Below are 22723 nucleotides of genomic sequence, written 5' to 3'. Positions count from 1 at the left end.
AGAACCTGATGAGCACCTCCGATGAAACCGCACTGCTGACCATCAGCGGCGTCAGCAAAGGTTTTCCCGGCGTGAAAGCGCTGGATAATGTTTCGTTCAGCATTCGCAAAGGCGAGATCATGGCATTGCTGGGCGAAAACGGCGCGGGCAAATCCACGCTGATCAAAGTGCTGACCGGCGTCTATACGCGTGATGCCGGCACAGTTACGCTCAATGGCAAGGCGATTACGCCACACAATACCGCCGATGCGCAGGAAATGGGCATAGGCACCGTTTACCAGGAAGTGAATCTGCTGCCGAACATGTCGGTGGCGGATAATTTATATATTGGCCGTGAACCGCGCCGTTTTGGCATGATCGACCGTAAACGCATGGTACGTGATGCGGATACGTTAATGCGCAATTACGGTTTTGCGCTCGATGTGACGCGCCCACTCGGCCACTACTCGGTAGCGATGCAGCAAATCATTGCGATTTGTCGCGCGGTGGATCTCTCTGCGCAGGTACTGATTCTGGATGAGCCAACCGCCAGCCTTGACGCCAGCGAAGTTGAAATGCTGTTTACCCTGATGGCGCAGCTTAAAGCCAAAGGGATGAGCCTGATTTTTGTCACCCATTTTCTCGACCAGGTTTACCGCATAACCGATCGCATCACCGTGCTGCGCAACGGGCAGTTTATTGCCACCCGGGATACCGCCACGCTGCCGCAGATTGAACTGATCAAACTGATGCTGGGCCGCGAGCTGCTGGAAACCGCCTTACAGCGTCAGGGCAGTACGCTGCGCAGCAACCAGCCAATCGTTTCGTTTGAAGATTATGGCAAGAAGGGCACCATCGAACCGTTCAATTTACAGGTGCGGCCCGGCGAAGTGGTGGGTTTGGCCGGTTTGCTGGGTTCAGGTCGTACCGAAACGGCGGAAGTACTGTTTGGCATTCGCCGCGCCGATCGCGGCACCGCGACCATTAAAGGCAAGGTGCAAAACATTCGCACACCGGCGAAAGCATCACGCCTCGGCATGGGCTTCTGCCCGGAAGATCGTAAAACTGACGGCATTATCGGCGCTGCCTCGGTACGCGAAAACATCATTCTGGCGCTGCAGGCGCAGCGCGGCTGGCTACGGCCAATCAAACGCCGTGAGCAGCAGGAGATTGCTGAACGCTTTATTAAAAGTCTGGGTATTCGCACGCCGCATGCCGATCAGCCGGTTGAGCTGCTGTCCGGCGGCAATCAGCAGAAAGTGCTGCTGTCGCGCTGGCTGGTAACCAAACCCCAATTCCTGATCCTCGACGAGCCGACGCGCGGCATTGATGTGGGCGCGCACGCTGAGATCATTCGCTTAATTGAGACCTTATGCGCCGACGGACTGGCGCTACTGGTTATCTCCTCTGAACTCGAAGAGCTGGTGGGCTATGCCGATCGCGTATTGATCATGCGTGATTTGAAGCAGGTGGCTGAAATCCCGCTAGAGCAGCTATCGGTGGCATCCATCGTCAATGCCATCGCCGATGGAGGAGCACAACATGCTTGAATCCCCTATGACACATGAAAAACCCGTACGGCGTAAGCCGAAGCTGCCGCCTGGGATGCCGCAGATTATTGCGTTAATTCTGGTGCTGCTGGTGGATAGCCTGGTGGCGAATAACTTTTTTGCCATCCATATACAGGACGGGCGCCTGTTCGGTAGTCCGATTGATATCCTCAATCGTGCTGCGCCGGTTGCGCTGTTGGCCATTGGCATGACGCTGGTGATTGCCACCGGCGGCATCGATTTGTCCGTGGGTGCGGTGATGGCGATAGCCGGGGCCACGGCGGCGACCTTAACCGTCGCGGGACACAGTCTGCCTTTTATTATTCTGGCCACGCTCGGCACGGGTCTGGCGTGTGGTTTGTGGAATGGCGTACTGGTGGCGCTCCTCAAAATTCAGCCGTTTGTTGCCACGCTGATTTTGATGGTGGCGGGGCGCGGTGTGGCGCAGCTGATTACCCAAGGTCAAATTGTCACCTTTAATAGCGATAGCCTGGCGTGGTTCGGCAGCGGTTCGCTGTGGCTACTGCCGGTGCCGGTGTGGATTACGCTGCTGGTGGCGTTGCTGGTATGGCTGCTGACGCGCAAAACCGCACTTGGGCTGTTTATCGAAGCGGTGGGCATCAATCTGCGCGCGGCACGTAATGCGGGCGTCAATGGCTGGCTGGTGGTGATGTCAACCTATGTTATCAGCGGCGTGTGTGCGGCAGTTGCGGGGATGATTGTCGCGGCGGATATTCGCGGTGCCGATGCTAATAACGCCGGTTTGTGGCTGGAGCTGGATGCGATTCTGGCGGTGGTAATTGGCGGCGCCTCGCTGATGGGTGGACGGTTTAATCTGGTGCTGTCGCTGATTGGTGCGCTGATTATTCAATCAATGAACACCGGCATTCTACTGTCCGGCTTCCAGCCTGAACTCAATCAGGTGGTGAAAGCGGTGGTGGTGATGTGCGTGCTGTTGCTGCAGTCGCCTCGCTTTATTGCCATGCTAAAACGGAGACGCCCGAAATGATTAAACGTCATCTGCCTTTAATGATCACGCTGCTGGTGTTTGTCGCGGGTTATCTATTCTGCCTCAGTCAATTCCCCGGTTTCGCCTCGACGCGCGTGATTTGCAACATCCTCACTGATAACGCCTTCCTCGGGATTATTGCCGTGGGGATGACCTTTGTGATTTTGTCCGGCGGCATTGATTTGTCGGTGGGCGCGGTGATTGCCTTTAGCGGGGTGTTCCTGGCGCGGGTGATTGGCGATTACCATCTCGATCCGCTGCTGGCGTTTGCATTGGTATTGGCGATGGGCGCGCTGTTTGGCGCGATGATGGGCTGGCTGATTGATGCGCTGAAAATCCCGGCCTTCATCATTACGCTGGCGGGGATGTTTTTCCTGCGCGGCTGTAGCTATCTGATGTCGGAGAATTCGATTCCTATCGACCATCCGCTCTATACCACGCTGTCGAGTCTGGCATGGAAGATACCGGGCGGCGGCCGACTCAGTTTGCTGGCGGTTATTATGCTGATAGTGGTGATCGGCGGCATTATTCTGGCGCACCGCACGCGCTTTGGTAATCAGGTGTACGCAATTGGCGGCAGCCTGACCTCGGCGCAGCTGATGGGCGTTTCAACCCGCGCGACCACCATTAAGATTTATATGTTATCGACCACGCTGGCGACGCTGGCGGGCATTGTGTTCTCTATCTATACCTCGGCGGGTTATGCGTTAGCGGGATTAGGCGTCGAGTTGGATGCCATTGCCTCGGTAGTGATTGGCGGCACCTTGCTGTCTGGCGGCGTGGGCACGGTGTTGGGCACGCTATTCGGCGTGTTAATTCAGGGATTGATTCAGACCTGGATTAACTTTGATGGCACCCTGAGTTCGTGGTGGACGAAAATCGCCATCGGCATTCTGTTGTTCGCTTTTATCGCGCTGCAACGTCTGCTGACCGTGATGTGGGATCGCCAGCAGAACGCGGCGGTTAAGCGTTTAATCTCTTAAGTACTAAACCCCATTGTTTCTGAAACATCGTAGGGTGGCCATTTATGGCCACCTGGTTTGCCTTGTGGCTGTGGGATTGGGTGCTCCGGCCAGGAAAGGCCTTGTAGACTATTTCATTGCTGTTTACACCTGGTGCGCATAAATGCGCACCCTACAGAACTCCGGATCGACTTTTGTAGGGGCGCCATTTATGGCGACCGCTGCCAACAAAAAAGCCGCGAATTATCGCGGCCTTGGTTAATCCATTTCACTTCAACGCGCTAAGCGGTAATACGCCTCGTTCCAGCGCAGTGCATCTTTAAAGGCCGGCAAACGCGTTTCTTCATCAATCACCACGACTTCAATGCCGTTCAGCTCGCCGTAAAGATACATATCATCCAAATCCAGCGCCTGGCTAAACACCGTGTGGTGCGCGCCGCCGGCCAGAATCCAGGCTTCGGAGGCGGTGGCCAGGGACGGCTGCGCACGCCACAGCGCACGCGCCACCGGCAGTTTCGGCAGCGGTTTTGGCTGTTCGATGGCATCCACCACATTCACCAGCAAACGGAAACGATCGCCGAGATCAATCACGCTGGCATTCACCGCGCGTCCTGCCGGCGTAGAGAAAATCATGCGCGCCGGGTCGGCTTTAGCGCCAATGCCGAGGAACTGCACATCAATCAGCGGCTTCTCCTCTTTGGCGATAGACGGGCACACTTCCAGCATGTGCGAGCCCAGCACCAAATCGTTGCCCGGTGAAAAGTGATAGGTGTAATCCTCCATAAAGGAGGTCCCGCCCGCACGTGCGCCCGCTTGTACCTTGAGGATGCGCAGCAGCGCGGCAGTTTTCCAGTCGCCTTCACCGGCAAAACCATAGCCCTGGCCCATCAGGCGCTGCACCGCTAAACCCGGCAGCTGCGTCATGCCATGCAACGTCTGGAAGTTGGTGGTGAAGGCTTTGCAGCCTTCGGCTTCAAGGAAGCGCTTCAGTCCCAGTTCGATGCGCGCCGCATCCAGCACGTTTTGACGTTTATCCCCGTTGACGGCGGCCACCTCGCTAAAGCGATATTGGCTCTCATATTCGTCGATCAGCGTGTTGACGTCGCCATCGCTGACGCTGTTCACCACCTCGACCAAATCACCGACGCCCCAGCCGTTCACCGAGTAGCCGAACTGAATCTGCGCCGCCACTTTATCGCCTTCGGTCACCGCCACTTCACGCATGTTGTCGCCGAAGCGGGCCACTTTCAGCTGCTGGCTGGCTTGTTTCGCCAGTGCAGCATTGATCCAGCGTCCAATGCGCTGCTGGCTGGTTTTATCCTGCCAGTGGCCGGTCACCACGCTGTGCTGCAAACCCATGCGCGCGCCGATAAAGCCGAATTCACGGCCGCCGTGTGCGGTTTGGTTGAGGTTCATAAAGTCCATATCCATGCTGTCCCACGGAATTTCTGCGTTGAACTGGGTATGGAATTGCAGCAGCGGCTTATTCAGGATGCTCAGGCCGCCAATCCACATTTTGGCCGGAGAAAAGGTGTGCAGCCAGGTAATGATGCCGACGCACTGATTGTCGTGATTAGCATCACGGCACAAGGCCAGCGCTTCGTCGGGTGATTTCACCAGCGGCTTCAGCACCAGCGGCACCGGTAAGGTTCCAGCCTGATTTAATCCTTCCATCACCTGGCGAGCGTGTTGCTCCACCTGACGCAAGGTTTCCGCGCCGTAAAGGTGCTGCGTGCCAATAACAAACCACACCTGTTGTGCGTTGTGCTGTTCCATTAAATCTCTCCTTTACTGAGCGGATGCGGTGCGTGCGGCATACTGCGGTTCAGCGGCCTGGCACCAGTGTTGATAACGTTGATAAAGGCGCTGATAAACCACAACGCGCTCGGCGTTGGGTTGTAGCGTCACGTCGATTGGACTTGCCATTACCTGTTGCGCAGCAGGTACATCGGCATATACGCCAGCAGCCACGGCGGCAAAAATGGCGGCACCCAGCGCGCAACATTCGTCAGAGGCGACGATATCCAGCGGCCGGTTCATTACGTCGCAGCAGGCCTGCATGATGGCGGGGGATTTGCGTGCAATGCCGCCGAGCGTCAGGATGCTCTGCACCGGAATCTGCTGCTGCTCGAAACACTCCATAATGGCGCGCGCGCCAAAAGCGGTGGCGGCGATAAGGCCACCAAACAGCGCAGGCGCATCGGTACCGAGATTGAGATCGGTGATCACCCCTTTTAAGCGCTGATTGGCATCCGGCGTGCGACGACCGTTGAACCAGTCCAGCACCACTGGCAGGTGATTAAGCTGGGGATTAGCGGCCCAGGCTTCCGTGAGATTGTGGATCAGATCCTTTTGCAATGCGGCCAGCTGCGGCTGCATTTCCGGATGCTGCAGCGCGGCCTGTTGCAACGGCCAGCCCAGCAGGCGGCTGAACCAGGCATAAATATCACCAAATGCTGATTGACCGGCTTCACAGCCGATCGCGCCCGGCACCACGCTGCCATCCACTTGGCCGCAAATGCCTTTAATGGCGCGGTCGCCGACGGTGTCGCTGTCGGCGATTAAGATGTCGCAGGTTGAGGTGCCAATCACCTTCACCAGCGTATAAGGCTGCGCGCCAGCACCAACCGCGCCCATATGGCAGTCAAAAGCACCGCCCGACAACACCACCTGTTCGGATAAGCCGAGACGCTGCGCCCACTCGCGACTCAGCGTGCCGACCGGGATATCGGCGGTCCAGGTTTCAGTGAAAAGCGGGGAGTCGAGCTTTTCGTTCAGGATCGGATCGAGCGCGTTGAAGAAATCAGCCGGTGGCAGGCCTTGCCATTCCGGATGCCATAGCGATTTGTGCCCGGCGGCGCAGCGTCCACGCCGCAGTTGTGCCGGTGCGGTGGTGCCGCTCAACAACGCGGGAACCCAATCACACAGTTCCACCCAAGACACTGCCGCATCACGCACCGCAGCATCCGCGCGCGACACGTGCAGTATCTTGGCCCAGAACCACTCCGACGAATATACGCCGCCAATATAGCGGGTGTAGTCGTTGAAACGACCGCTGCGACACAGCTGATTGATCTCTTCGGCTTCCTCAATCGCGGTGTGATCTTTCCACAGCACAAACATCGCATTCGGATTACTGGCGAACTCAGGACGCAGCGCCAGCACGTTGCCATCGCGATCGATCGGTGCCGGTGTGGATCCGGTGGAATCGACGCCGATGCCGACAACCGCAGCGCGCTGCTCCGGTGTTAACGCCTTCACCACCGCCACAATCGCCTGTTCCAGCGCATCAATGTAGTCCTGCGGATGATGGCGAAAGCGGTTGCTATGGGGATCGCAGAATTCCCCCCTGGCCCAGCGTGCGTAATTCACGACGGCTTTTTCCAGCTCTTTACCGCTGTGGCAATCCACGGCCAACGCGCGCACCGAGTCACTGCCAAAATCCAGCCCAATTGTTATGGTGCCAGCACCCATTGGGATTCTCCTGTGTGAGTTATCTGGCTCTATCCTGGAATGGGGGGCAATTAGCGGTTAGTCATCAGCGGCTGAGAATATGCACTTTTCTGTCATCGGTAAGGTTGTGTGATCCATAGCAAAAGTTAATGGCCGGTTAAATTCGCTGAATATATGGAGGATTTTGTCATCGTTTTGGGATGTGATACCGCTCTACATTTTTCCTTTCCATTCCCGCTACAACTAGCCCAGCGTTTGCGCAGCCTTTGCACAACCGTTGCGCTAACGCACTGATTTTCAGCCTTGCCCTACAAGTAAATTTGATTGGTAGCGTTTACATCGATTACTTAATAACAGCCAAAAACACCATTGTGCCGGAGAGCATCATGCATAAATTCACTAAAGCGCTGGCGGCGGTTGGCCTCGCCGCGGTTATGTCACAATCCGCTATTGCCGAGACCATGAAGCTCGGTTTTCTCGTTAAGCAACCGGAGGAACCCTGGTTCCAGACCGAATGGAAATTCGCTGATAAAGCGGGCAAGGATCTTGGCTTTGAAGTGATCAAAATTGCGGTGCCTGACGGCGAGAAAACCCTCAACGCCATCGATAGCCTCGCCGCCAGCGGCGCGAAAGGCTTCGTTATCTGTACGCCTGATCCTAAGCTGGGTTCGGCGATTGTCGCCAAAGCGCGCGGTTATGGTCTGAAAGTGATTGCCGTTGACGACCAGTTCGTCACCGCCAAAGGCAAACCAATGGATACCGTTCCGTTAGTGATGATGGCGGCGACCAAAATTGGTGAGCGCCAGGGACAAGAACTCTACAAAGAGATGCAGAAACGCGGTTGGGATGTGAAAGAGACCGGCGTGATGGCGATCACGGCTAATGAGCTCGACACCGCGCGTCGTCGTACCAGCGGTTCAATGGACGCCCTGAAAGCCGCCGGTTTCCCGGAAAAGCAGATCTATCAGGTGCCGACCAAATCCAACGATATCCCAGGCGCGTTTGATGCCGGCAACTCGCTGCTGGTGCAGCATCCGGAAGTGAAACACTGGCTGATTCTCGGCATGAACGATAACACCGTGCTGGGCGGCGTGCGTGCGACTGAAGGTCAGGGCTTTAAAGCGCCGGACGTCATCGGTATCGGCATCAACGGCGTGGATGCGGTGAGTGAGCTGTCGAAAGGGTCCGCCACCGGTTTCTACGGCTCGCTGCTGCCAAGCCCGGACGTGCACGGTTATAAGAGCAGCGAAATGCTCTACAACTGGGTCACCAAAGACCAGGAACCGCCGAAGTTCACCGAAGTCACCGATGTGGTGCTGATTACCCGCGATAACTTCAAAGCCGAACTGGATAAGAAAGGGCTGAAGTAAGCATCAGCGGTCGCCATTAATGGCGACCCTACGATGCGGTTTTGTAGGGTGCGCATTTATGCGCACCTCGGCCAATGACTGAGGAGTAACCATGAACTTAGATTCTGAATTTCTTTCGTTTCATGGCATTAGCAAGACCTTCCCGGGCGTGAAAGCGCTGCAGGACATCTCATTCAGCTGCCGCGCCGGTGAAGTGCACGCGCTGATGGGGGAAAACGGTGCCGGTAAATCGACACTGTTAAAGATCCTCAGCGGCAGCTATCAGCCGAGCGGCGGTGAAATTCGCATCAAAGGCCAGCCGAAGAGCTTCAACAATACGGTGGATGCGCTGGATGCCGGCGTTGCCATCATTTACCAGGAGCTGCATCTGGTGCCGGAAATGAGCGTGGCCGAGAACATCTATCTTGGCCAGCTGCCACACAAGCGTGGGCTGGTGAATCGTAAACTGCTGCGCTATGAAGCCGGGTTACAGCTGCAAAATCTGGGGATGAATATTGACCCGGATATGCCGCTGAAATACCTGTCGCTGGGTCAGTGGCAGATGGTGGAAATCGCTAAAGCACTGGCGCGTAATGCACGCATCATCGCTTTTGATGAACCCACCAGTTCGCTGTCAGCGCGCGAAATCGACCATCTGTTTCGCGTGATCCGCCAGCTGCGCGAGCAGGGCCGCACCGTGCTGTATGTCTCGCACCGCATGGAGGAGATTTTTGCCCTTAGCGATGCCATAACCGTGTTCAAAGATGGCCGCTACGTGCGCACATTCACCGACATGAAAAACACCCATCACGATGATCTGGTACAGGCGATGGTGGGACGCAATCTCGGGGATATTTATGGTTACGCGCCGCGTGAATTGGGGCCGGTGCGGCTGCAGCTGGACAATGTTGAGGCGAAAGGCGTGCGTATGCCGATTTCGCTGACGGTGCGTGCGGGTGAAATTGTCGGTCTGTTTGGTCTGGTCGGCGCGGGACGCAGCGAGCTAATGAAAGGGCTATTTGGTGCCACCAAACTGCGTGGCGGCACGGTGACGCTGGATGGCAAAAAGCTCAATATTCGCCAGCCGATAGATGCGATCCGCGCCGGCATTATGCTGTGCCCGGAAGACCGCAAATCGGAAGGCATCATTCCGGTGCATTCGGTGCGCGATAACATCAACATCAGCGCGCGTCGCCACAATCTCACCGCCGGCTGCCTGATTAAACCGGGCTGGGAAGCGAAAAACGCGGATATCCATATTCGTTCGCTCAACATCAAAACGCCCGGTCCGCAGCAGCTGATCATGAACCTCTCCGGCGGCAACCAGCAGAAGGCGATTCTGGGGCGTTGGCTGTCGGAAGAGATGAACGTGATTTTGCTGGATGAGCCGACGCGCGGCATTGATGTCGGTGCCAAACACGAAATCTACAACTTGATTTATCAGCTGGCGAAGAAGGGGATTGCGGTGCTGTTTGCCTCCAGCGATCTGCCCGAGGTGATGGGCCTGGCCGACCGCATTCTGGTGATGCGCGAAGGCGAAATTGCCGGTGAATTGCCACACGATACCGCCACAGAGCAGCTGACGCTGAGCCTGGCGATGCCGAAAACCCCTCAAGCGGCCGCCGTGGCCTGATGTAAAGGAGAGCAATAATGGCTTCATCTACCACTTCCAACACGCCACCGGTACAGCGCAATGGCTTGCAGCTGGGGCGAATTTGGGACAACTTCGGCATGCTGGTGGTGTTCGCGCTGCTGTTTATCGTCTGTGCCATTTTTGTGCCGAACTTTGGTTCAATCATCAACATGAAAGGGCTCGGCCTGGCGATGTCGATGTCCGGCATGGTGGCGTGCGGCATGCTGTTCTGCCTGGCGTCTGGTGACTTTGATCTGTCTGTGGCTTCAGTGATCGCCTGCGCCGGTGTGGTCACCGCCGTGGTGATCAACATGACCGAAAGCCTGTGGATTGGCGTGGCAGCTGGTTTATTGCTGGGCATGGCGACGGGTTTTATCAACGGTTTCGTTATCGCCCGACTGAAAATCAACGCCTTAATCACCACGCTGGCCACCATGCAGATTGTGCGCGGCCTGGCCTACATTTTCTCCGACGGTAAAGCGGTGGGAATCGAAGATGAGCGCTTCTTTACGCTGGGCTACGCCAACTGGCTCGGCGTGCCCGCGCCCATCTGGCTTACAATTGCGACCATGGTGCTGTTTGGCTTCCTGCTGAATAAAACAACGTTTGGTCGTAATACGCTGGCGATAGGTGGCAACGAGGAGGCTGCCCGTCTGGCGGGCGTGCCGGTGGTGCGTACGCGCATCATTATCTTTATCCTGTCCGGCTTGGTGTCGGCGGCGGCGGGGATCATTCTGGCTTCACGCATGACCAGCGGCCAGCCGATGACCTCACTCGGTTATGAGTTGATCGTCATCTCGGCCTGCGTGCTGGGCGGCGTCTCGCTGAAAGGCGGCATCGGCAAAATTTCTTACGTGGTGGCGGGGGTGCTGATTCTCGGTACGGTTGAGAATGCGATGAATTTATTGAATATCTCGCCATTCTCACAGTATGTGGTGCGCGGTTTGATACTGTTAGCGGCGGTGATTTTTGACCGTTACAAACAGAAAAATAAAGCCGCCTGATAACCCCCGGCTGAGCGACTCATTTAGGGCGCGCTCAGCGCATTTCACGCGAAAAGTGAGGGCACTATGTACCACCGTGAACCCCCGAGTGAGCAGCAGAATCCCTTATTGCCGGGTTATCCCTTTAACGCCTGGCTGGTGGCGGGATTGACGCCGATTAACGCCAACGACGCGCTGGATTTCTTTATTGACCGTCCGCACGGCATGAAAGGCTACATTCTGAACCTGACGATCAAGGGCCAGGGCCGCGTGTTCGATGGTGAATCGGCTTTCGATTGTGAACCCGGTGATTTGCTGCTGTTTCAACCGAAAACGCCGCACTATTATGGCCGCGCGCCGGATAGCCCGTGCTGGTTCCATCGTTGGGTCTATTTCCGTCCACGCGCTTACTGGACGGATTGGCTGCAGTGGCAGGATGAAAGTCAGGGCGTCGGGCGGTTACGTTTGTCGGAAGCTCAGCGCGCCGAGTTTGATCGCCTGTTTGCCAGTATCGAACAGACGCACAACTCCGGGCGCCGTTTCGCCGAAGAATTGGCGATGAATCTGCTGGAGCGTTTGCTGCTGCGTGCAGTGGAAGAGGATCCGCGCAGCCATCAGCAAATTCGCGATCCGCGCGTGATTGAAGCCTGTCAGTACGTCACCAATCATCTGGCGGGCGAGGTGAAGATTGAAGAGGTGGCGCGCCACGTCTGTTTATCGCCGTCACGTCTGGCACACCTGTTCCGTGAGCAGATGGGGATTAATCTACTGCGCTGGCGTGAGGACCAGCGCGTGATCCGCGCCAAGCTGCTGCTGCAAACCACCCAGGAACCGATTGCCTCGGTGGGGCGTGAAGTGGGGTACGATGACCAACTCTATTTCTCGCGCGTGTTCCGCAAACGCGTGGGTGTTAGCCCCAGTGATTTCCGCCGCCGCAGTCAGGATGCGCAGGATGCTTTAGTGGCGCATGAGAGCTGGCAATCCGCACGGAGTGCTATTTCCTGAGTTTTCAGGTGATTCCGCCTTGTTCTTATAGACTGATTCGTCTTAAATCAGTCTGGTAACGAACAAGAGGAATGAGAATGAGCGATAAATTACGTGTCGGCCTGATTGGCTACGGTTTTGCCAGCAAAACCTTTCATGCACCCTTGATCGCCGGTACGCCGGATGTTGAGCTGGCGGCGATCTCAAGCAGCGATGCCAGCAAAGTGCATGCAGACTGGCCTTCAGTGCAGGTGGTTTCCGATCCACAAGCGCTGCTGGATGACCCGACACTGCACCTGATTGTTATTCCCACCCCGAATGACACCCATTTCCCGTTAGCCAAAGCGGCGCTGAACGCCGGTAAACATGTGGTGGTCGATAAACCCTTTACCGTGACGTTGTCACAAGCTCGCGAACTGGATGCGCTGGCAAAGGCCAAAGGTCTGCTGCTATCAGTGTTCCATAACCGCCGCTGGGACAGTGATTTCCTGACGCTGAAAAATCTGCTTAACGAGGGAACGCTGGGCGAAGTACGCTACTTTGAATCCCACTTTGACCGCTTCCGTCCGGAAGTGCGTCAGCGCTGGCGCGAAATGAAAGGTGCGGGCAGCGGTATCTGGTTCGATCTTGGACCGCACGTGCTGGATCAGGCTTTGCAGCTGTTCGGAACGCCGGTGGCTATCAATGTGGATATGGCGGAGCTGCGTCCAGGCGCACAAACCACCGATTACTTCCATGCGGTGCTGACCTATCCCACCCGCCGCGTGGTGCTGCATGCCAGCATGCTGGTGGCGGCAGAATCTGCGCGCTTCGTGGTACACGGCACGCGCGGCAGCTACGTCAAATATGGTCTTGACCCGCAGGAAGATCGTCTGAAAGCAGGTGAACGGCCGCCGCAGGAAGATTGGGGCTATGACATGCGCAACGGCACGCTGACGCTGGCGGAAGGCGATGTGATGGTCGAAAAAGAGTTGCTAACGCTGCCAGGCAACTATCCGGCGTACTATGCAGGCATTCGCGATGCGATTGCGGGTACCGGTGCCAATCCGGTGCAGGCGGAAGAGGCGATTCAGGTGATGGAGTTGATCGAGCTGGGCTTGCAGTCTGCCGAGAAGCGCCAGACGATGTCGTTGCGATAATCGCTTACTACCTTTCCGTTGGGAGCGCTGATACTCGCTTTACTCCCTCTCCCTTTGGGAGAGGGCCGGGGTGAGGGAAAGAAGACTCCGTGCGCTTTATCCCTCACCCTAACCCTCTCCCGCATGCGGGAGAGGGAATGTTTTAGCCCGCTACGCGTGCGCGCAGCGCTGCTTTTTCTGCATCATTCAGGAACGCGATGGTCACGCCATTGTCCTGTGCCTGACGCATCTCTTCAGCGGTTAATCCTGCCTGCGGCGCCGCCACTTCATATTCATGTGCCAACTCAACGCCCTGAACGGCCGGATCGTCAGTGTTAATGGTGGCGAGAATGCCGTGTTGCAGGAAGGTTTTCAGCGGATGGTTATTCAACGACGACACCGTGCTGGTTTGAATATTCGACGTCAGGCAAGATTCAATCCCGATGCGCTGCTCGGCCAGGAAATCCATCAACGCGCGATCTTCAATCGCTTTAACGCCATGACCAATACGTTCAGCACCCAGTTCACGAATTGCTTGCCAGATACTCTCCGGGCCCGCCGCTTCACCGGCATGCACGGTAATGCGGAAACCGGCATCGCGTGCACGATTAAAGTGGCTTAAGAATTCGCTGCCCGGGAAGCCAAGCTCGTCGCCTGCCAAATCGACCGCAGTGATGCCATCGCGATGCGCCAGTAAACCTTCCAGCTCACGCAGGCAGGCTTCTTCGCCAAACGTACGGCTCATGATGCCCGTCAGGCGCACATCGACACCGTATTGCTCAATACCGGCACGCACGCCGTCAATCACCGCTTCAACCACGCCGGCAATCGGCAGGTTGTGCGTCATCGCCATATAGCCCGGCGAGAAGCGCAGTTCCGCATAATGAATACCGGCACGCGCCGCATCCTCGACGTTTTCCAGCGCAATGCGACGGCAGGCATCAAGATCGCCCAGCACTTTCACGCCCCAGTCCAGTTTCTGCAGGAAGCTCACCAGGTCCGGCTCATTGGCGGTAACCTGCACGTGCGGACGCAATGCATCGAGTGAATCGGCGGGCAGCGCGAGATTATACTGGCGACCTAAATCGAGAATGGTTTGTGCGCGGATATTGCCATCAAGGTGGCGGTGAATGTCGGTGAGGGGGAGTTTAAGATCAATCATGGCGCACTCGCTTAAGTTTCATAAAGTGCAGAGGATTATAAAAACATCTTGCGCAACAGCGCCAGCGATTTGCGCAAACAGTAAAACGGATGCTGAATTAATCAGCATCCGTGGCATTTTAGAACGATGTTAACCCGGCGATCAGCCGATCCAACCCATCATCGAGTTTGCTGCGCGGGCAACCGGCGTTGAGACGCAGGTAACCGCGACTCGCCGTACCGTAAGTCGAACCAGGCATGATCGCTACTTTGTGTTGCTGTATCAGGCGCTGTTGCAGCGCCTGTTCATCAACGTCCAGCGGATTAAGATCGATCCACGCCAGGTAAGTGGCAGCGGGCGGCTGCCAGTTGAGCTGCGGAAACTCAGCATTCAGGCGCAGGGCGATATGTTGCATATTGCCGCGCAGGTAAGCGCGCAACGCATCCAGCCACGGTGCGCCATCACGATAGGCGGCGATGGTTGCCGCGATCGCCATCACCGCCGGCGAGGAGAGGCCGTCTTGTTGCTTCAACGCGCGAAACCATACCTGACGATCGTGCTCGTTGGGAATGATGCCCCACGCGCCGGTCAGCGCCGGAATATTGAAGCTCTTGGAAGCCGAGGTAAACAGCGCCCAATCGGAAGTTGCCACCTGGCTCCATGGCGTATGTGGCATATCACTTAGCACCATATCCATATGGATTTCATCGCTGATAACCTTGACGCCGTACCGTTCGCACAGCGCCGCCATCTGCCGCAACTCCTGCAATTGCCACACTTTTCCTGTTGGGTTATGTGGACTGCAAAGCAGCATCACTTTGCAGCGCGGGCGTGCCAGCAGCGTTTCCAGCTGTGCCATGTCACAAACCCATTGGTTACCGTGACGCTGCAGCGGCAGTTCCAGCACGTGACGCTGATTGCCGTTGATGGTGTTGTAAAACGCATCGTAGGCGGGCGTGTGGATCAGCACTTCATCGTCGGTCTGCGTCCAGTGGCGCAGCAGTTGCGCCACCATATAAATCACTGACGGACCATAAACGAATGATTCTGCCGGGACTTCAGTATGAAAACGGCTGCGCATCCAGTGCTGAAGTGCGGAGAGAAAATCAGCGTGCTGCCAGCGGCTGTACCCGAACACGCCATGCTCGAGTCGCTGCCGGAGCGCCGCAACAATGCACGGGGCGGTGGCGAAATCCATATCGGAGATAGTGAAGGGCAGTAAGTCCGCCACGCCGAAGCGATCGGCGACGAAATCCCACTGCGTACACCAGCTGCCGTGGCGATCGACCACGTGATTAAAATCGAAATCCTGCATCATTACACCGTTGCGCTCATCAGGTGCGCCATCTCGTCTTTCACCGACTGTACCTGCGGCCCCATCACCACTTGCAGGTTAGTTTGATTAACGTGCACCACGCCAATCGCGCCGTTAGCTTTCAACGCTGCGTCATCCACTTTGCTCATATCGACGACGGTCAAACGCAGGCGCGTCAGGCAGTTATCCAGCGAGGCGATGTTCTCCACGCCGCCCAACGCTGACAGAATCGCCGGCGTATTAAAGCCAGATTTACCTACGCTCGCACGGCTAACCTGCTGCGCAACGCTGTTAGTTTCAACTTCGCGGCCCGGCGTTTTGATGTTGAAGTGACTGATCGCAAAACGGAAGATGGCGTAATAACCCACGAACCACACCGCAGCAATCACTGGCACCCAATACCATTTAGTTGAGAGACCATGCAGCACACCAAAGACGAAGAAGTCGATCACGTTACCGTCGGTATTGCCGATGGTGACGCCGAGTATCGCCATGACGGTAAAGCCTAAGCCAGTCAGCAGCGCGTGGATGAGATACAGCACTGGCGCGACAAACAGGAACAGGAATTCGAGGGGTTCCGTGGTGCCGCCTACTACGCAAGCCACCACGCCGGAAATCAGCAGGCCTTTAATCTTGTGGCGATTTTCAGGGCGCGCGCAGTGATACATCGCCAAGGCTGCGCCCGGCAAGCCACCGAGGAAGGCCGGCATTTTACCCTGTGACAGGAAGCGTGTGGCGCTCTCGGCAAAGCCGTGCGTGTCCGCACAAGCAAGCTGCGCCTGGAAAATGGTTAATGCGCCGCTGACGCTTTTGCCGCACACATCCAGCGTGCCGCCAGCATCGGTAAAGCGGATGATCGCCACCAGAATATGTTGTAAGCCAAACGGCAGCAGCAGACGTTCACCGGTACCGAAGATCATCGGGCCAAATTCACCAGCGCTGTTGATCACCCAGCCAAGGCCGGTAATGGCGCGCGCAAAGAATGGCCAAATTAGCGGCACCACTAAGCCCAGCACGCCCATGGCCATCGCCGTGACGATCGGGACAAAGCGCGTCCCGCCAAAGAACGCCAACGCATCCGGCAGGCGAATGTTATGGAAACGTTCGTGCAGCCAGAACACCACGATGCCAACAATCACCGCACCGAGAATACCGGTATCTATCGATTGGATGCCAAGGATGTTTTGGACGTTATTGGCTTTCAGCACGGCCGCATCGGTGGTGGGCAGAATGCCATTGATGTTGAGCCAGAAATTGATGCTCAGGTTCAGCACCGCATATCCGACAAAGCCGGCAAAAGCCGCGACGCCTTTGTTCTCACGCGCCATGCCCAGAGGAATCGCGATAGCAAACATCACTGGCAGGTAGCTGAAGGCAAAAGAACCGATCTTCGCCAGCCAGATAAACAGGTACTGCAGCAGCGGCTGATCGAGCAGTGGGATCAGCGTAAGTACGTCGTGGCTGCTGAGTGAACTGCCAATCCCTAACAGAATGCCACAAAACGACAGCAGGGCGACGGGCAACATAAAGGTTTTACCCAGACTTTGGAAAAACTCCCAAAGCGACATTTTAGGACGGCTAGCGGGCATATTCTCTCCTGGCAATAAAAAGGAAGGTGTTCAATGTGGTCAAGGATGATAAAACGTTTTATCACTTATTTTTGTGGCTATAATCACAAAGAGTGACTAATTGCAGACTTTATTTTTGATGAAATCAGTGTAACGTTTTAGCCCTTTGTATCTGGACGTTGGTAACGGAACGCTATGTCCCAGCAGAAAACCACTATTCATGACGTGGCATTGGTCGCCGGGGTTTCGGTCTCAACCGTGTCATTGGTGCTCTCCGGAAAAGGGCGCATCTCACCCGCCACAGCCACACGCGTCAACCAGGCGATTGAACAGCTCGGCTACGTCCGCAATCGCTCGGCATCCATTTTGCGCGGTGGTGAAAGCGGCGTGATCGGCTTGATTGTGCGCGATCTCAGCCAACCGTTTTATGCGGCGATGACCGCTGGACTCAGCGAAGTGCTCGAGCAACAGGGCAAAGTGCTGGTGCTAACGCAAAGCGGTCAGCATGGGCAGCACCTTAAACGGTGCTTTGATACGCTGGTGGCGCAGGGTGCGGAGGGTATTGTGCTCGGCGGTGCGGTAGCACAGGCGGAAACGCTGGTACCGTTAGCGCAGGAGCAGAGCATTGCTTTAGTCTGCGCCGCGCGCGCCAGCAGTTTGGACAATGTCGATTCGTTACGTCCCGACAACAGCCAGGCCGCGCGTATGGCCACCGAATATCTGATTCGACAGGGACATCAACGCATCGCCTGGATGGGCGGATTAGGTTCGTCATTGACGCGCGCTGAACGGATTGGCGGCTATTGTGCCACCTTGCTGCAGTACGGCTTACCTTTTCGATCTGACTGGATTATTGAGTGCGACGATCGTCAGCAAAGCGTCTCGGCGTTGACGCTTGAGTTATTACGGCAACATCCGGGCATCACGGCGATTCTGGCGCACAACGGCAGCACCGCGCTCGGCTGCTATTTTGGTGCACTGCGCTGTGGGCGAACGTTTGGCGAAGGGGCGGTAGACAGTTATTACACACAGCAGCTGGCGTTGGTTGGATTCAACGACGATCCGCAGCGCGAGCTGCACGATCCCACCATGACCTTTGTCAGCAGCGAAGCGCGGGACGTGGGAAGGCGAGCGGCCGAACGAATGATGCAGCGACTGGCACAGCCGGAAGCGGAAATACAAAGTTTGATCGTGCCGCCCCAGCTGGTGCGTGGGGAAGCGTAAGGGCGGCCGGTCGACCGCCCACGAATGATTACTCCGGCATACCTTCGCTGGTTGGCGCACCCAGCATATAGCGTGACAGGAACTGCTCAAGCGTCATCTTATCGCCATTCATCGTCACCTGACCGTTGCCGTACTGCAGGCTGGTAACGATGTTGTCATCCTGCTGCTGCGTCAGGCGGAACATCTGGCCCATCGCCGCTAAACCTTTCACCTGCTGGTCCGCCAATTTCTGCGCATCGTCGCCCTGATAGCCTTCCGCCAAACCAACGTGACGCATGGTTTCGGTCGCCATTGGCATATTAACCGTCAGCTTGCCGTCGAGGGTTTTCAGCACGCGATCCACTGCGGCCCCCAAACTTTGCGCTTCGCCGGTCACGGTAGCCGGATCGTTAAAGCCCAGGTTCAGAGTGAAGCTGCTTTCGCCCTTGTCATTTTTCCAGCTCAGCGGCGCAATGCTTAAGGTTGGCGAGCCTTTTAACAGCGTGGGCAGGTTGTTACGCAGGATAGTTTGCACGCTGGCCTGATAGCGAATCGGATCTTCCGCTACGCCCGGCTGGCTCAGCAGATCCTGCATCTGGGCATTGTAGGTGTCGGAGAAGGCTTTCACGGCCTGCGCATCGAATTGCGCGAACGTCATCGCCAGTTTGGCTTCACCAAACGGCTGCTTCTGCAGGGTGATTTTGTCAACGTTGACGTCCAGCTTGCCGCCAATCTTGCCGTCTTTATTATCGAAGGAAGAGGTGGTTTTCAGGTTCTCCAGCGAGAGACCTTCCTGGCCGTTGATGCTGGCATTCAGTTTATCGAGGGAAACCGATTGATCGCCCACGCGCACGCCTTCCGGGCTGAGATGCGTATCACCGCTCAGTTTCAGGCCATTCAGTGTGAATAGCACCGGCATGTCGACCTGATTTTTACTGGTTACCGCAATGCTGGAGAAATCGCCATCAAGGCTGACTTTATCGCCTTTGCTGTCGGCGCTGATGTTGAGCGTGCCGCCGTTGGTCGCCAGACGATCGCCGGTTTGCGCATTATTGTAATCCACGGCTAACAGGTTGAGATCGGTGTCGGTGGCTCCGCTGTAGCCCACGCGGGTATCCGCGTTAACCAGTGATTTACCGTTAGTCAGTTCAAATAACTTCTTCACCGCATCGGTGTTTTCCAGCTCGGTGTGCACTGACGCCATGCTTGGGATCAGGCTGCCACGTTTCAGCTGGGCGAACGGGAAAGGACCGTGATCGATGGTCTCGTTCAGCACGATGCTTTGACCAGGCTTCAACAGCGGATTGTCATTGGTTTGCGAGCTGGCCTGCACCACCAGTTTGGTCTTACTGCTGAACACGCCACGCTGATAATCCTGATAGCTAAGCGTCAAACGGCTATTGGGCGCGTAAGCGTTCAGCTGCGCATTGGCATTCTGCAACATCTCATCCATGTGGCTTTCCAGTTGTTTACCGGTAAACCATGAAGCACCAGTCCAAATCACGCCGAGCGCCACAATCACACCTACGGCAACCTTGGTCTTTTTCATCGCTGTGTCGTCCTTATCCTTGCGTCCGCACGCCGCTGGTCGGTGCGCGACGGGTGAAGAAAAACGCCCGCAGGCGTTTTAAATTAATAGTTTGAAAGAATAGCAGTTAATGCTGCAAGCGTCAGCCGGATCACTCCAGCGTATTAAACACGCGCGCCAGTCGTCCGGTACCTGCTGCGCTCACCGGTGACTCGTCGGCGGCGACAAAACAGGATTCACCCGGCTTCAGCACCAGCTGTTGACCAGACTTCTCAATCACCGCCTGGCCTTCGATACAAAACAGCAGGGCAGCGCTGTTTTGCGCCAGGGCCTGCGGCGCCGCTGAGAGCGCATGGATAGCGAAGGCAAAATCCTCCACCGGAATCGGGAAATTCAGCGTTTCGCCGTCGCGCTGCGGTTGCGTCAGCAGCGTCGCCGCCGGTTTTGCGTGGAATTTCAGGTTAGCCAGCAGTTCCGGGATATCGATAAACTTCGGCGTCAGACCGGCGCGTAGCACGTTATCGGAGTTCGCCATCACTTCCAGCGCCACGCCTTTCAGATAGGCGTGCGGCGTTTCAGCGAACAGGAACATCGCTTCGCCTGGTTGCAGCGTGATGACATTGAGCAACAGCGGGGAAAACAGCCCGCTATCGTCCGGATAATCGACGGCAATCGCTTTAATGGTTTGCCATGGTTCGCCTTCACGGGCATTCAGCGCGGATTTCAATACGCCAATCGCGCGCGATTTCGCCTCATCCTGCAAGGACAACAGCGTGGCGAACAGTTTGGCCAGATTGGCTTCGTTGGCATTTTCCAGGAAGTGCGCGATTTGCGGATGCGCACCGGCTACTGGTTCAAGCAGCGAGACAATCTCATGCAGCTCGCGGAAGCCGTTCATCGCCTGGAAGGAGGTCAGCGCATACACCAGCTCCGGCTTATGATTGGCATCTTTATAGTTGCGTTCGGCGGCGCTGAGCGGAATACCTGCCGCATTTTCACGCGCAAAACCTTCTTCAGCGGCGGCTTTGCTGGGATGGACCTGAATTGACAGCGGCTGATCGGCGCACAGCACTTTAAACAGGAAGGGCAGCTCGCCAAACCGTTCAGCGACCGCTTTGCCCAGCGTCGCTGGCTTATCGGCATCAATCACCTCACGCAGCGAACGCGCTTCACCGTTGATCTCCACGGTTGAAGGACTTTTCGGGTGCGCGCCCATCCACAGTTCTGCCATCGGCAATCCCTGCGGATTCTCAATGCCGTAAAGTTCAGTCAGTGCAGTTTTGCTGCCCCAGGCGTAATTTTGCAGCGAATTGTTCAATTTTTGCATCGTTTACCCTTAATAACCGTAAGTAAATAGGCTTATTAAAGCAGAAAGTGCCATAGAAAATACACGAACATGTGCAATAAACGCGATAGGCTCGCATAATGTTAAATTCTTGTATGTGACAATCTTGCTCGTTCTGCAGCGCCGCGGGAAGGCGTTGGGAGCGGAAACCTCAAAATCTGAGCTAAGGAGACGTAGTCATGGCAGCCAATCGCATTGAAAAAGACTCAATGGGACCGATCGAAGTACCGGCAGATAAGTTGTGGGGCGCACAAACGCAGCGATCGCTGGAGCATTTCAAAATCTCAACCGAGAAGATGCCGGTGGCACTGGTGCATGCGCTGGCGCTGACCAAGCGTGCGGCAGCTCAGGTCAATCAGGATCTCGGCCTGCTGCCTGCCGATCGTGCAGAAGCGATTTTGAAAGCCGCTGACGAAGTACTGGCTGATAAGCACAGTGATGAGTTTCCGCTGGCGATCTGGCAGACCGGCTCCGGCACCCAGACCAACATGAACATGAATGAAGTGTTGGCTAACCGCGCCAGTGAAATTCTGGGCGGCGAGCGCGGCATGTCCCGTTTGGTGCATCCGAATGATGACGTGAATAAAAGCCAAAGCTCGAATGATGTGTTCCCCACCGCCATGCACGTGGCCGCGGTCATCGCCGTGCGGGAGCAGCTGATTCCGCAGATTCATGTACTGAAAAAGACGCTGAGTGAGAAATCCGAGGCATTTAAAGACATCGTTAAGATTGGTCGTACCCACCTGCAGGATGCAACGCCGTTGACGCTGGGCCAGGAGATCTCCGGCTGGGTCGCAATGCTGGAGCACAATCTCAAGCACATCGAAAACAGTATCCCACACGTGGCGGAGCTGGCACTCGGCGGCACCGCCGTCGGTACCGGCCTGAATACGCATCCAGAATACGCAGTGCGCGTAGCAAAAGCGCTGGCCGAACTGACCAAACAGCCGTTTGTTACCGCGCCGAACAAGTTCGAAGCGCTGGCAACCTGTGATGCGCTGGTGCACGCGCATGGCGCACTGAAAGGTCTGGCAGCCTCGCTGATGAAGATTGCCAACGATGTCCGCTGGCTGGCATCCGGCCCGCGCTGCGGTATTGGCGAACTCGCTATCCCGGAAAACGAACCGGGCAGCTCTATTATGCCGGGCAAAGTAAACCCAACGCAGTGCGAAGCGCTGACGATGCTGTGCTGTCAGGTGATGGGCAACGATGTTGCGGTAAACATTGGCGGCGCATCCGGCAACTTTGAGTTGAATGTCTTCCGCCCGATGGTGATCCACAACTTCCTGCAATCGGTGCGCCTGCTGGCCGACGGCATGGACAGCTTTAACCACCACTGCGCGATCGGTATCGAGCCGGTGCGCGAGCGTATCGATCAGTTGCTGAACGAGTCGCTGATGCTGGTTACCGCGCTCAACACCCATATCGGTTACGACAAAGCGGCGGAAATCGCCAAGAAAGCCCATAAAGAGGGCCTGACGCTGAAAGGTTCGGCGCTGAAATTGGGTTATCTCACTGAAGAGCAGTTTGACGAGTGGGTACGTCCGGAGGAGATGGTTGGCAGCATGAAGCAGTAATCTGCCGCTAACTGTTATGAAGGCCG

Annotated in this window: 17 protein-coding genes; 10 read left to right on the top strand and 7 right to left on the bottom strand. The window is 56.3% G+C overall.

Going from position 1 to position 22723, the window contains the following annotated elements; all coding sequences use genetic code 11:
* Window positions 1–8 precede the first annotated feature (8 nt).
* From AAGR08_RS10105 to yjfF, 3 genes are read left to right on the top strand one after another with little or no spacing between them, the layout of a single operon-like run.
* Window positions 9–1529: a sugar ABC transporter ATP-binding protein gene (locus AAGR08_RS10105; protein WP_345826793.1), complete on the top strand. Its 1521-nt coding sequence runs from the start codon at window positions 9–11 to the stop codon at window positions 1527–1529.
* Complete coding sequence (ytfT, locus tag AAGR08_RS10100; protein ID WP_097094062.1) at window positions 1522–2538, top strand: galactofuranose ABC transporter, ATP-binding protein YtfT; 1017 nt, start codon at window positions 1522–1524, stop codon at window positions 2536–2538. Before AAGR08_RS10105 ends, ytfT begins: the two co-directional genes overlap by 8 nt.
* Window positions 2535–3521 (top strand): galactofuranose ABC transporter, permease protein YjfF, encoded by a 987-nt coding sequence (gene yjfF / locus AAGR08_RS10095; RefSeq protein ID WP_345826792.1) that lies wholly within the window; start codon window positions 2535–2537, stop codon window positions 3519–3521. Before ytfT ends, yjfF begins: the two co-directional genes overlap by 4 nt.
* A gap of 252 nt (window positions 3522–3773) precedes the next feature.
* Here the strand turns inward: yjfF and araA are convergent, their stop codons facing one another.
* Both araA and AAGR08_RS10085 read right to left on the bottom strand, forming a co-directional pair.
* Entirely contained in the window at window positions 3774–5276 is a 1503-nt protein-coding gene (gene araA / locus AAGR08_RS10090; RefSeq protein ID WP_097094060.1) for an L-arabinose isomerase, read from the bottom strand.
* 12 nt (window positions 5277–5288) lie between these two features.
* The gene (locus tag AAGR08_RS10085) at window positions 5289–6974 is read right to left on the bottom strand and encodes a ribulokinase (protein WP_345826791.1); all 1686 of its coding nucleotides are present in this window, start codon (window positions 6972–6974) and stop codon (window positions 5289–5291) included.
* Window positions 6975–7339: 365 nt separating this feature from the next.
* On the opposite strand from AAGR08_RS10085, the gene AAGR08_RS10080 reads away from it, so the two are divergent.
* From AAGR08_RS10080 to AAGR08_RS10060, 5 genes are all read left to right on the top strand, one after another.
* Window positions 7340–8323, top strand: coding sequence for an arabinose ABC transporter substrate-binding protein (locus AAGR08_RS10080; RefSeq protein ID WP_097094058.1), 984 nt, complete (start codon window positions 7340–7342; stop codon window positions 8321–8323).
* A 91-nt stretch (window positions 8324–8414) separates the two neighbouring features.
* Window positions 8415–9935, top strand: a complete 1521-nt coding sequence (gene araG / locus AAGR08_RS10075; RefSeq protein ID WP_097094057.1) for an L-arabinose ABC transporter ATP-binding protein AraG — start codon at window positions 8415–8417, stop codon at window positions 9933–9935.
* Between the two features lie 17 nt (window positions 9936–9952).
* Entirely contained in the window at window positions 9953–10939 is a 987-nt protein-coding gene (gene araH / locus AAGR08_RS10070) for an L-arabinose ABC transporter permease AraH (RefSeq protein WP_345826790.1), read from the top strand.
* A gap of 66 nt (window positions 10940–11005) precedes the next feature.
* Entirely contained in the window at window positions 11006–11923 is a 918-nt protein-coding gene (gene araC / locus AAGR08_RS10065; RefSeq protein ID WP_345826789.1) for an arabinose operon transcriptional regulator AraC, read from the top strand.
* 77 nt (window positions 11924–12000) lie between these two features.
* Window positions 12001–13041, top strand: a complete 1041-nt coding sequence (locus AAGR08_RS10060) for an oxidoreductase (RefSeq protein ID WP_097094054.1) — start codon at window positions 12001–12003, stop codon at window positions 13039–13041.
* A gap of 142 nt (window positions 13042–13183) precedes the next feature.
* On the opposite strand, the gene add is transcribed toward AAGR08_RS10060, so the two are convergent.
* The 3 genes from add to malX all read right to left on the bottom strand — a co-directional run bounded on the left by add (window position 13184) and on the right by malX (window position 17065).
* Entirely contained in the window at window positions 13184–14182 is a 999-nt protein-coding gene (gene add, locus AAGR08_RS10055) for an adenosine deaminase (RefSeq protein ID WP_345826788.1), read from the bottom strand.
* 118 nt (window positions 14183–14300) lie between these two features.
* The gene (locus AAGR08_RS10050) at window positions 14301–15479 is read right to left on the bottom strand and encodes a MalY/PatB family protein (RefSeq protein WP_345826787.1); all 1179 of its coding nucleotides are present in this window, start codon (window positions 15477–15479) and stop codon (window positions 14301–14303) included.
* A complete protein-coding gene (malX, locus tag AAGR08_RS10045) occupies window positions 15479–17065 on the bottom strand; it encodes a maltose/glucose-specific PTS transporter subunit IIBC (RefSeq protein WP_097094051.1) in 1587 nt (528 codons plus the stop codon). Before malX ends, AAGR08_RS10050 begins: the two co-directional genes overlap by 1 nt.
* 174 nt (window positions 17066–17239) lie before the next feature.
* On the opposite strand from malX, the gene malI reads away from it, so the two are divergent.
* Window positions 17240–18268 carry a Mal regulon transcriptional regulator MalI gene (gene malI, locus AAGR08_RS10040; RefSeq protein WP_097094050.1) on the top strand — a complete coding sequence of 343 codons (1029 nt, stop codon included), beginning with the start codon at window positions 17240–17242 and terminating at the stop codon, window positions 18266–18268.
* A 28-nt stretch (window positions 18269–18296) separates the two neighbouring features.
* Here the strand turns inward: malI and AAGR08_RS10035 are convergent, their stop codons facing one another.
* Together AAGR08_RS10035 and manA are read right to left on the bottom strand one after the other, a co-directional pair.
* Window positions 18297–19796 (bottom strand): YdgA family protein, encoded by a 1500-nt coding sequence (locus tag AAGR08_RS10035; protein ID WP_345826786.1) that lies wholly within the window; start codon window positions 19794–19796, stop codon window positions 18297–18299.
* Window positions 19797–19926: 130 nt separating this feature from the next.
* Window positions 19927–21102, bottom strand: coding sequence for a mannose-6-phosphate isomerase (manA, locus tag AAGR08_RS10030; protein WP_345826785.1), 1176 nt, complete (start codon window positions 21100–21102; stop codon window positions 19927–19929).
* Window positions 21103–21299: 197 nt separating this feature from the next.
* Between manA and fumC the strand changes: the two genes are divergently transcribed.
* Window positions 21300–22697, top strand: coding sequence for a class II fumarate hydratase (gene fumC / locus AAGR08_RS10025; protein WP_345826784.1), 1398 nt, complete (start codon window positions 21300–21302; stop codon window positions 22695–22697).
* The last annotated feature ends 26 nt before the right edge of the window (window positions 22698–22723 follow it).

It is taken from the genome of Pantoea sp. BRR-3P (assembly GCF_039621635.1).
Lineage (GTDB): Bacteria > Pseudomonadota > Gammaproteobacteria > Enterobacterales > Enterobacteriaceae > Pantoea > Pantoea floridensis.
The sequence above is the reverse complement of the archived record's forward strand: the minus strand, read 5'-3'. Positions and strand labels throughout refer to the sequence as shown.